This is a genomic window from Streptomyces sp. AF1A (genome assembly GCF_047340315.1).
Lineage (GTDB): Bacteria > Actinomycetota > Actinomycetes > Streptomycetales > Streptomycetaceae > Streptomyces.
The window spans coordinates 1-11,158 of record NZ_JBLEBI010000206.1 but is presented as its reverse complement, the minus strand read 5'-3'; the positions used below and the strand labels follow the sequence as shown (position 1 = coordinate 11,158).

Below are 11,158 nucleotides of genomic sequence, written 5' to 3'. Positions count from 1 at the left end.
GTCCGGCCCGGCTGCTCCCGCCGCCACGGCGAACCCACAGATCCAACTGATCCCGGCCTCGCCCGAGGGTGCGCTCGACGCCGCAGAGGAGGCGGTCGACCTCCTGTTGGACTCGGGTCGCGCTCCCGGTGACGTGCTTGTGATCACCACCGGTGCCCAGCATCCCTGGGCCGAGCACGAACTGTCCTTCGGGGAAGCCTCCTACTGGGCGCAGCACGACTCAGGTGACGACGTCTTCTACGCGGACGCCGCCGTCGCCTCCCGTGCCGCGTCCCGTCCGGTGGTCGTCGTGGCCCTCAACGGAGGTCCCGCCTCCGCGGCCGCTACCGCCCTTCCGCTGGCCCACTCCCGGGCCGGTGCCCTGCTGATCGTCTGCGGCGACCCGCAGCAGATCAACGCGGTGCTGGGCGCCGGCGTCTGAGCGTCCGGCGCCTCGGGAGCCCCGGGGTGAGGGCGTAGGAGTCCTCCCGGCGGCATCCGTACGGTGCGGTGTTCGGCATCAGCGGGCGTCGCGCTCTGGAACGGCTCACCCGGACGATTCGAGGCCGGCGCATCGGTGGTGGGACCGGGCGCGGCGCGGCCGTTGCTCAGGTGCCCGCAGTGCCGTTGCGCAGGCGTCTGCAAGGCGGTCGCTGTGCCGTTGGCCGTCGCCGGGACATGCCGAGGACAACCCGCGCCTCGAGCGGCGGACGCATGCCGATCCCCGAGGCGCTGCGGTGTTCTTCGGTCTTCTTCAGCGGGCCGCCGCGCGGCGCAGGACCTCGGAGACCGGTCCGCCGGTGCGGGGCGCGAGGGGCGGGGACTCCGCCGTGGCGAAGGGCTCCGGCGCGGAATGGGCGTTGGGACGACGTCCGCCGCGGCCCTCGCCGAGCACCTGCCAGCCGTCCTGGGTCAGCGTGATGTACGCCCCGCATCGCAAGCCGTGCAGCGTGCAGGCGTCGCGCAGCCCCCACATCCAGGCGCCGTCCTCCTCCGTCCAACGCGCGTCGCCTTCCCGGCAGTAGAGCAGGACGGCGGTGCGCACCGGAGTGCGGCGGCGCAGGTCGTGCGGGATGACCCGGCGCAGCTGGGAGAGCAGCGCGTTGCGGAACATCCAGCCGTCCGCGGGTGCCGGACGGCGCGTGAACGAGGCGCTGGCGCGCAGCCGCTCGTCGGGATCGAGGACGGCCACGACCGCTGTGGACGGCTTCGGATGATGACGGGCGTGCAGCCCGCTGACGACCTCACGGGGGTTGCGCAGCAGGGGAATCCCGGCGGCAGCCCATTCCGCCGGCTCAAGCAGACGGCTGGCGGGGGCCGTGGCCGTGGACGTCGAGAACGAGGCCGCCGAGGACGAGGCGAATCCGAAGGTCACGTTCCTCCCTTCGGCTACGCGCCCACACTGCGGGCGAGGTCGGATTCGGGGGAGCGCGCACCGCAGCAAAGCCCAACCGGAACACGAACGAGCAGTGCGGGGAGCGGATCTCAATTCTTCCTGTCGAACTTGGATGCGGCAACGAGCAATTGGGGTCACCGCCGGTTATCGGATGGTGCGTGGCTTATATCCCTACCCACAGAGCCGGCCGGCGACGCCTGGGGCGCCCCGCCAGGGTCCCGGACTGCCCGGCCAAGGTCCCCTGGAGCTGTCGCGTGCGGCCCGGCCGGGGGCGTCAGCCCTGGACGGCGAGCACGAGCGGCAACACCCCTCGTGCACCGGAGCGGCGAAGCAGCCGCGTCGCGACCGCGAGCGTCCAGCCCGTCTCCGTGAAGTCGTCGACCAGCAGCACCGGGCCATGCGCCTCGGCCAGTGCCAAGGCCAGGTCGGACGGCACCGTCAACGCACCGTCGAGGGCCTTCAGCCGCTGAGCGCTGTTGCTGCGCGGCACCCGTGGCACGTCATCGGCGTACGCCACGGATCCGAGCAGCGGCAGCCGCCCGATCTCGGCGATCCGCGCGCCCAGGGAGCGGATCAACCGGGGCCGGGTGCGCGAGGCCACGGTGACCACGCCCACCGGCCGGGGCTGGGCCTCGGCCGCACCGGTCGCCCAGCCGCCGGGTCCCCGGGCCCAGTCGGCCAGCACATCGACCACGGCGCGCGCCACGTCGTCCGGTACGGGAGCGTCCGGCGTCTGCGGCGCGAGCAGCGGACGGAGCCGATTGCCCCAGCCGATGTCCGAGAGGCGGCCGAGAGCCCGCCCCGGTGACGCCTGCTCACCGGCGGGGATGCGCCCCTTGAGATCGATGCCGATCGCGGGCAGCCCGGTCGGCCACATACGACGGGGCTCCACCTCGACCCCGGCACGGCCCAGGTCGCTGCGTGCCGCGTCCAGTGCCGCCGTGGAGGTGCCGGCGGTGAAGCGCGGTCCGGCGCAGTTGTCGCAGCGGCCACAGGGCTTGGCGCCCTCGTCGTCCAGCTGGCGTTGCAGGAACTCCATCCGGCACCCGTCGGTGGTCACATAGTCGCGCATCGCCTGCTGTTCGGCCGCGCGCTGACGGGCCACCCAGTCGTAGCGCTCGGCGTCGTAGGACCACGGCTGCCCGGTCGCGGTCCAGCCGCCCTTGACCCGGCGCACTGCTCCGTCCACGTCGAGGACCTTCAGCATGGTCTCCAGGCGTGAGCGGCGCAGCTCGACCAGGGGTTCCAGGGCGGGCAGCGACATCGGTCCCTCCGCGCGGGCGAGGACGTCCAGCGTGCGCCGGACGAGGTCCTCGGCGGGAAACGCGAGCGACGCGAAGTACTCCCAGATCGCCTCGTCCTCCCTGCCCGGCAGCAGCAGCACCTCGGCGTGCTCGACGCCTCGGCCGGCCCGGCCCACTTGCTGGTAGTAGGCGATGGGGGAGGAGGGCGAGCCGAGATGGACGACGAAACCCAGGTCGGGCTTGTCGAAGCCCATGCCGAGCGCGGACGTGGCGATCAGCGCCTTGACCCGGTTGGCCAGCAGATCGTCCTCGGCCTGCTGCCGTTCGGCATTCTCCGTCCTGCCCGTGTACGAGGCGACGGCGTGGCCGTGCTGTCGCAGAAAGGCGGTCACCTCTTCGGCGGCGGCGACGGTGAGCGTGTAGACGATGCCGGAGCCCGGCAGCTCGTCGAGATGGTCGGCCAGCCAGGCCATCCGGTGCGCCGCGTCCGGGAGCCGCAGCACACCCAGGCTCAGGCTCTCCCGGTCCAGGGGCCCGCGCAGCACCAGGGCGTCCGATGTCCCTCCGGTGCCGAGCTGGTCGGCGACGTCGGCGGTCACACGAGCGTTGGCCGTGGCAGTGGTGGCCAGTACCGGAACGCCCGGCGGGAGATCGCCGAGCATGGTGCGCAGCCGCCGGTAGTCCGGACGGAAGTCGTGGCCCCAGTCGGAGATGCAGTGCGCCTCGTCCACGACCAGCAGACCGGTCGCCGCAGCCAGCTTGGGCAGGACCTGGTCGCGGAAGTCGGGGTTGTTCAGCCGCTCGGGGCTGACCAGCAGCACGTCGACCTCGCCGGCGGCGATCTCGGCCTGGACGGTCTCCCACTCCTCGGTGTTCGCCGAGTTGATGGTCCGGGCGTGGATGCCGGCCCGGGCCGCCGCCTCCACCTGGTTGCGCATGAGCGCGAGCAGGGGCGAGACGATCACCGTCGGCCCGCTTCCTGCGGCCCGCAGCAGGGAGGTCGCCACGAAGTACACCGCGGACTTGCCCCAACCCGTGCGCTGCACGACCAGGGCCCGGCGCCGCTCGGCGACCAGTGCCTCGATCGCCCGCCACTGGTCCTCCCGCAGCCGGGCCGCGCCCGTGGCATCCCCGACGAGCCGGGCGAGGACGGCGTCGGCCTGCGCCCGGAGATCCGCGTTGCTCGTGTGCTCCATGCGTTCCATACAACAGGACGGGACCGACAACCGGGCGGGCCCGGGCCAGGGCTGTGGACAACTCGAAACAGTCTTGTCGTGTCCCTGATTCGACTTATCCACAGGTACAAGCGGAACTTCAAGATCCGCGAGATCGTCGGCGCATGACGAATCACAGCGAAACGACCGGACCGTCCGAAAGCAGCGACATCCCGGGCCAGGAGTCTCTGACCGGGCCCTCCGTACACGCCACGCAGGTCACTCTGCGCACACCGGCCGAACTGGCCGATGCCCTGCCCTACCTGCTGGGCTACCGACCGGAGGACAGCATGGTCCTGGTCGCCCTGCACGACCGCGACGGCAAGGGCAGGTTCGGCGGCCGGGCCCGGCTCGGCATCCCCGCCAACCGGGAGGACTGGAAGCCGGCCGCGCGGCAACTGGTCCATGGGCTGATCACCGGCAGTGAACGACGCGGTGCCCGGCCCGAACAGATGGTGGCCTACGTCTGCCAGGAGCCCGCCCCTGGAGAGACGGGCCGTGACGTCAAACGACGGCTGGCCCCGCTCGCCCATGCGCTGCGCACCGAGTGCGGCGACCTCGAGGTGCCGGTCATCGAGGCACTGTGCATCTCGGACGGCCGTTTCTGGTCCTACTGCTGCCCGGTCGAGGGCTGTTGTCCGGAGGACGGCTCCCCGATGGGCATTCCCGGCACCTCCGTCCTGGCCGCGGCGGCCACCTACGCCGGCATCAAAGTCCGGGGCACCCTCAAGGAGTTGCACGCCCGGCTGCAACCCTGGGAGACCTCCGCGGCGCTGGATCAGGAGATCGCCCTGGACACGGCCGGCCGGAATCTGGTGCCCCGCATCCTCGACGAGGCGACCCGAGCGGAGGTGGCCGAGGAGACCCTCGCCCTCGCGGAGCGGATCATCCGCCGCTTCGCCGCGGCGGCCCCGGTGTCCGGCACGCATCCGGCGGACCTGCGCGACGACGACCTGCTCGGACACGACGAGGCGGCCACGCTGATCCTCGGGCTCCAGGACCGCACGACCCGCGACCGGGCGGCCGCATGGATGGAAGGGGACGAGGCGGGCCCGGCCCTGCGGCTCTGGCGGGCCCTGGCCCGCCGCTGCGTCGGGCCCTACGGAGAGCACGCCGCCGCTCCGCTGACACTGGCCGGATGGGTCGCCTGGTCCGCGGGCGACGAAGTGGAAGCCCGCGAGGCGTTGGCCATGGCGCTCGGCGCGGATCCCGACTACCTCTTCGCGCGTCTGCTGCACCAGGCGTGCAACGAGGGCCTGGACCCGGAGTCGATCCGCCGCTGCCTGCGCGCGGAACGCGCGGGACGCACACCGGCGGAGAACGGGAAGAGCCCCCGGCCTGCGGATTCCGCGGAGCCGGAGCCGGCGGACGAACCGGCGCGCACCGGCCGTACGCAAACCGCGGCCCCGGCACCGGGCACGCGGTCGGTGGATCAGTGCGGTGCATCGAGTCCGAATACTGGCGCTCGCCGACGCCGCCGGGTGCGATCCGCAGCGGTCGGTGACGGAGTGCGCGCGCCACGTGCGGCGGGCGGCCGACGCAGGCCGGCCGGAGCCCCGCCCCGGACGTCGGCCGCCGAATCCGCGCGACCCGTCAGCCGACGCCAGGACACCGCACGTGCCGCAGGCGCCGGCCAAGCCACGGGCAGGGCTGCTTCGCCGGAGGGGGCGCGCCGCGAGCCGGAGGGGGAGGGATGATCCCCTTGCCGGGAGCCACGGGCCGGCACCCGACCAGGCCATCACCGCCCCTCCCGGACAGGAGGGGTCCCGGCGGGCTGAGGACCCGGGTGGACCCCAACGGGAACGGATGGCCGGACTCTGCGGATCGCCGGCCCCGGGGCGGGCCGTCAGCCGCTTGCGAGCACCGGCCCGGGGGCGGGCCGCCAGTCGCTTCCGAGCCCCGACCGAGCAACGGCCCGCAGGACAACATGTGCCTCCCGCCACACCGCCATTCGGTCGGCTTCTGCGAGGTGGGCCGTGACCCGGGCGAGTCCGTGTCCGTTCACCTGAGTGGCGGAACGCCTGGACTGGCCCTGCCGCCGCACGACCACTGTCCGCCCGGGCACCTCACCGGTCGCCCAGCACGTCCGAGGCGCACCGAGCGCAGAAGAAGCCACCGCATGCACCAGCAGCCGACTCCGCCCTCTGCCGACGAAGCGCGTCCGCCCCGAAGCGCAAGCGAGCCGCTCCCGATGGACGGGGCCCGCACCATCGCGGCGCAAACTATGGGCGCACCACCTCCGCCGCCCTGGGATCTCCCGCGGGATCCCTCTCCGAACACTTCGGCACCTCATGCCAGGCCGTCGTCCCAGGCCGGGAACCGCCATCGCCGACCGGCCACCGCCTCGCCACCACGCACGGCCCGGGGCGCCCGTGAGGCGCCCGAGTTGCCGTCCACGCACACGGCGCTGATCTGCGTCGCCCTGCCCGGCCTCGTCATCTCCGGTCAGCTGGGACAACTGGACGGCCGGGGGCTGGACGGGTTCTACCGAGGCGGCAGGCGACTGCTCTCGCGGTGCCAGGTCCGAGTGGCCGGACGCGAGCCGGTTGCGGTGCAGGCCAGGATGACCGGAGCGGACAGCGCCCGCTTCGTGGCCGCCCTGCGGGCCTCACCCGCGGCCGGGCCCGACCCGGATGTCGTGGTCGAGCGGACCCGACACGCCGACGGCACCGAGCGGATCACGCTGCGGAACACCGCCCTGCGTCCGTTGCGCCTGCCCCTCGAGGTCGCCCTCGGCACGGACCTCGCGGAACTCGGCGCCATCGCCTCCGGCAGGGCAATGCCCGAAGTCCCTCCCAGCGTCCACGGTTCGGGGCTGCGCTGGGCCTCGGCCGGTGCCGCCGTAAGCGTCACCAGCGAGCCTCCGCCCCGCGACGCCCTCGCGTCCGCCGGACTGCTGCGCTGGGAACTGGATCTGCCACCGGGTGGCACGGCAGGCGTGGAGCTGCGGGTACGCCTCGATGGAGCCGCTCCGCCGCGGGCCGCGGGACATGTCGGGACCAGCCCGCTCGCCCCGGCCCGGGCGGCGGGCGACGACCCCCGTGTGGGACCGATACTGCAGGCAGCCGTCGCCGACCTCCAGGCACTCCTCCTGCGCGACCCGGCGCACCCTTCCGACGCCTGTCTCGCGGCGGGCGCTCCCTGGCGCTGCGGGATGGCGCCGGCCGAAGCCCTGGCCGCAGCCCGCATGACCCTGCCTCTCGGCACCCGTCTCGCGGCCGGCACGCTACGTGCCCTCGCCCGCACCCAGCTTCCCGGCCCAGCTCCCCAATCCGGCTTGATCCCCGGGCCACGACGAGACGCCGGGCCGTTCCTCCCGCCGGGCTGTACGGGAACGGAGGCCACGCTGCTCTTCCCCGCCCTGCTCGCCGAGGCGCGCCGCTGGGGGCTTCCGGAGCAGCAGACGATCGAACTGCTGCCCGCGGCCGAGCGTTGCCTGGCCTGGTTGCGGACCGCCGTCGGTGACGGCCCGTACCTCACGGACCCACAGCCCGGGGGCCCCATCCGCTGTGAGACACAGGCCCACGCGTATCGCGCGGCTCTGCTCGGCGCCGACCTTCTCGACGCCTACGACAGGCCAGGCGCCACCGACCTGCGGCAGTGGGCCCGGACCCTGCGAGCCGCCTTCCGGGCCGACTTCTGGGTCGAGGAGGGCGCCGGGGGACGCCCGGCCGCGGCCCTGGCGCCGAACGGCAGGCCCCTGCCGCAGATGGGTTCCGCTGTCGTCCACCTCCTGGACACCGGTCTGCTCGGCTCCGGTCGGCCGGCTCCCGGCCTGCTCGACGAGGCGCAGACCGGACAGCTCGCCCGGCTGCTGGGCAGCCCTGCCATGGACACGGGCTGGGGACTGCGCGGGCTCGGCGCCGAGGAGCCGGGCTACAACCCGTTCGGTCACCGGACCGGCGCCGTGCGGGTCCACGAGACCGCGCTCGCCGTCGCCGGACTGGCCGCCGCAGGATTCGAGAAGGAGGCCTCCGGGCTGTTGAGAGGACTGCTGGAAGCGGCGGAACACTTCGGTCAGCGCTTGCCCGAGATGTTCGCCGGCGAACAGCGTTCTGCGGGCAGCGCTCCCTCTCCGCATCCCGCGGCCTGCCGGCCGGCGGCCACCGCCGCGGCTTCCGCGGTCCTGATGCTCACCGCCGTGGTGGGAATCCGCCCCGACGCCCCCGCGCGCACGGTCGTCCTGCGCCCCGTCCGCGGCGCTCCGCTGGGCGCACTCGGCCTGACCGGGCTGCGCGTCGCCGGCGCACCCTTCGCCGTACGGGTCAGCCGGCTGGGACTGGCGATGGTGGAGGAGGTGGCGGACGGCCTGCAACTGGGAACGTGACGCCGTACGACGTGCCAGGACGACGTACGGGAGCCGAGCCCGCGCCTCATTGCGCGACGAAGCGGAACCACCGGCGGGGCGATGCAGAACCGCCACCGGTGCGACCCGCCAAGGGAGTGTTTATCGTCAGGCAGACGACTATGATCGCGGCATGCCCTACGACCCGTCAGCCTTTCCGCCCTTCGCCGTCACCGTGGACCTCGTCGTGCTGACCGTTCGCCGCCATGCCCTGTGCGCGCTGGCGGTGCGCAGGGGCGAGCCCCCCTTCCAGGGGCGGTGGGCGCTGCCCGGCGGATTCGTACGGGCAGACGAGGACCTGTCCCAGGCGGCGGCGCGCGAGCTGGCCGAGGAGACCGGGCTCTGCGTACACGATCCCTCGGTGCCAGCCCAGGACAACGGCGCCCACCTGGAGCAGCTCGCCACCTACGGCGACCCCAAGCGGGACCCGCGGATGCGCGTGGTCAGCGTCGCGCACCTCGCGCTGGCCCCCGACCTGCCCGCCCCGCGCGCGGGAGGCGACGCCAGCAACGCCCGCTGGGCGCCGGTCGAGGAACTGCTCCAGCACGGCGGTTACGGCCGGGACGGCGAGCCCCTCGCACCGCTCGCCTTCGATCACGCCCAGATCCTCGCCGACGGAGTCGAGCGGGCCAGGTCCAAGATCGAGTACTCGTCGCTGGCCACCGCGTTCTGCCCGCCCGAGTTCACCGTCGGAGAGCTGCGCCGGGTGTACGAGGCGGTGTGGGGTGTGGCCCTCGACCCGCGCAACTTCCACCGCAAGGTCACCGGGACCCCCGGCTTCCTCGTCCCGACGGGAGGCACGACCACTCGCCAGGGCGGCCGTCCCGCCCAGCTCTTCCGCGCAGGCGGCGCCACGCTGCTCAACCCCCCGATGCTGCGCCCGGAAGTCTGACCGACCCGGCGGCGGCCCCCGCCGGAGCGACTGGGGCCGACCGCGCCGGGCCCAGTCTCCGTTGCGTCGAATGGTGGACAGGACCGGTCAGGAGGCGCGGGACTCGACATCGGATTCCCCCCATACACGAAAAAAACGGACATCGCACGCTATCTTGCTGCAGGTGATCCAGGCCTTCGGACTGACCAGCAACTCCCGCAAGGCGCGGCCGCCCGCCGTCGACGACGTTTCCTTCGAAGCGCCCGCCGGCCAGGTCACCACGCTCCTGGGGGCCGCCGGTGCGGGCAAGACGACGGCGCTCAGACTCATGCTCGAACTGCAACAGGGCCGCGGCATCACGTACTTCAAGGGGCGTCCCCTGCACCGGATCGCCCATCCGTCGTGGGAGGTCGGCGTGCTCCTCGGCGACGTACCGGGCCACCCCGCCCGCTCGGTGCGCGGCCACCTGCGCATGCTCTGCGCGGCCTCGGGAGTCCCCGCGCGCCGCGCCGACGAGGTCCTCGAAGTGGTCGGCCTCGTCAGCTTCCGTGAGGAGCGCCTCGGCACGCTCTCGCGCGGCATGGACCGCCGGCTCGGGCTGGCGTGCGCCCTGCTGCCCGACCCGCACACCCTCGTCCTGGACGAGCCCGCCGAGGGCCTTTCCGCCCGCGAGGCGAACTGGCTGCACAGCATGCTGCGGGCCCACGCCGAGCAGGGCGGCACGGTACTGATGACCACGGCCGACCCCAAGGAGGCGGCGCGCACGGCCGACCGCGTCGTCACCCTCGACGGCGGCAGAATGGTGGCCGACCAGGCGGCGAGGGACTTCGCCCGTAACCGGCTGCGTCCGCGTGTGGCCGTGCGCAGCCCCCACGCCGCACGCCTCGCGGCCCTCCTCGCCAAGGAGGCGCGCACCAACCGCCGCTCCGTCGAGGTCGTACGGGAGGGCGGCAACCGCCTCTCGGTCTACGGCAGTACGACCGCCGACGTCGGCGACACGGCTTTCCGGCACGGCATCCTGATCCACCAACTCGCCGACGAGGTGGGCGACATGGGTGCGGGCGCCGGCGCCGGGCGCGACGGCGTCACGGATGCGGAGAGTGCGGCGCCCGAGCGGGAGCCGGCCGTGCCGGACGCACCGCCGGCGGATGCGCAGCAGACCGTGCCCGACACCAGGCCGGGGGAGCGGAAAAGGCCAGTGCCGACTGCCCCGCCGGAGCAGCCGGAGCCGGCCGGGGACCGCCCCCCGGTGGAGCGGGGACGGGCCGTGTTCGGCTTCTCGGCGTCGGAACCGGTCACCGCCGCGCTCGGCCCGCCGACGGCCGAACGACGCTATGGCGGAGCGGGCGGCACGCAACGGGAAGACACGGCGCCCGCGCCGCCGGCGACGGATTCGAGCACCCTCGTGCTGAGGCGGTCGACGTCGGAGCCGAACAGCTCGGGCCTCGAGTCGTCCGCGGCGCGACACCTCCCCGCCCGCGGCGACTGGTCCACGGCTGAGCGAAGCGCTGGGCTGTCCGCTGTACCGTCGCCGGAACAGGGCGTTGGTGAGGCGTCCGAGTCCTTGTCGAAGGACCAGGCCGCTGCCACGTCGCCCTTCCCCTCCGAGGTGCCGGACGGCGCAGCGGCGGAACCCGCGCCGGCGGAGCACACAGCCCCGGCAGCAATCCTGTCCGACGAGCGGGCGGAAGCCGCGGCGGACCGGTCCTCGGGGGAGCCGGGGCAGGATGCGTCGAGGCTTGCCCCGGCCGACGAAGAGCGGGCCTCGCCGGTTCACTCGGCGTGGGAGCGCGGGCAGGTGGACGCCGGCGAGCACTCGTCGCACGGGACGACACCCGGCCACGGGACCGTGCCGGACCGCAAGGACACCGCCCGCGCCTCGGCGTCGAGCGGCGCGGACGCGGAAGCCGATGACATGGCGCGGGCGGAAGGTCTCGTCGGGTCCGCCGGTGAGAACTCCTCGGCCGCGCCCGTCGAGGCGCTCGCTCGCGCCGAGGGCGGTCCGGCGGCGGCAGCGACCACCGTGGCCGACGCCGGTCGCCCCAGGGCGGTCGCGGAGTCGCGGCCCGGCAGCGTCCGCACACTGGTGGGCATCCCCGCCAGCCGCTC

General features: G+C 73.8%; 7 protein-coding genes. 5 read left to right on the top strand and 2 right to left on the bottom strand.

From position 1 onward, the window contains the following. Positions 1-421 (top strand): hypothetical protein (locus ACLU3S_RS32465; protein WP_413955561.1); only part of this gene is annotated, 421 nt, incomplete at its 5' end. Between the two features lie 312 nt (positions 422-733). Here the strand turns inward: ACLU3S_RS32465 and ACLU3S_RS32460 are convergent. After that, complete coding sequence (locus tag ACLU3S_RS32460; protein ID WP_413955560.1) at positions 734-1,354, bottom strand: hypothetical protein; 621 nt, start codon at positions 1,352-1,354, stop codon at positions 734-736. A 295-nt stretch (positions 1,355-1,649) separates the two neighbouring features. After that, positions 1,650-3,815 carry a RecQ family ATP-dependent DNA helicase gene (locus ACLU3S_RS32455; RefSeq protein WP_413955559.1) on the bottom strand — a complete coding sequence of 722 codons (2,166 nt, stop codon included), beginning with the start codon at positions 3,813-3,815 and terminating at the stop codon, positions 1,650-1,652. A 143-nt stretch (positions 3,816-3,958) separates the two neighbouring features. On the opposite strand from ACLU3S_RS32455, the gene ACLU3S_RS32450 reads away from it, so the two are divergent. The 4 genes from ACLU3S_RS32450 to ACLU3S_RS32435 form a co-directional block, all read left to right on the top strand. Continuing rightward, positions 3,959-5,530 (top strand): DUF4192 family protein, encoded by a 1,572-nt coding sequence (locus ACLU3S_RS32450; protein ID WP_413955558.1) that lies wholly within the window; start codon positions 3,959-3,961, stop codon positions 5,528-5,530. 527 nt (positions 5,531-6,057) lie between these two features. Continuing rightward, positions 6,058-8,160, top strand: a complete 2,103-nt coding sequence (locus ACLU3S_RS32445; protein WP_413955557.1) for a glycogen debranching N-terminal domain-containing protein — start codon at positions 6,058-6,060, stop codon at positions 8,158-8,160. A 151-nt stretch (positions 8,161-8,311) separates the two neighbouring features. After that, a complete protein-coding gene (locus tag ACLU3S_RS32440) occupies positions 8,312-9,070 on the top strand; it encodes an NUDIX hydrolase (RefSeq protein ID WP_413955556.1) in 759 nt (252 codons plus the stop codon). Positions 9,071-9,233: 163 nt separating this feature from the next. Beyond that, the coding region (locus ACLU3S_RS32435; RefSeq protein ID WP_413955555.1) for an ATP-binding cassette domain-containing protein at positions 9,234-11,158 on the top strand (1,925 nt) is incomplete at its 3' end.

Coding starts and splice junctions, on each gene's coding strand:
- ACLU3S_RS32455 (WP_413955559.1), bottom strand. CDS start 3,815: ATGGAGCACACGAGCAACGCGGATCTCCGGGCGCAGGCCGACGCCGTC.
- ACLU3S_RS32450 (WP_413955558.1), top strand. CDS start 3,959: ATGACGAATCACAGCGAAACGACCGGACCGTCCGAAAGCAGCGACATC.
- ACLU3S_RS32445 (WP_413955557.1), top strand. CDS start 6,058: ATGGGCGCACCACCTCCGCCGCCCTGGGATCTCCCGCGGGATCCCTCT.
- ACLU3S_RS32440 (WP_413955556.1), top strand. CDS start 8,312: ATGCCCTACGACCCGTCAGCCTTTCCGCCCTTCGCCGTCACCGTGGAC.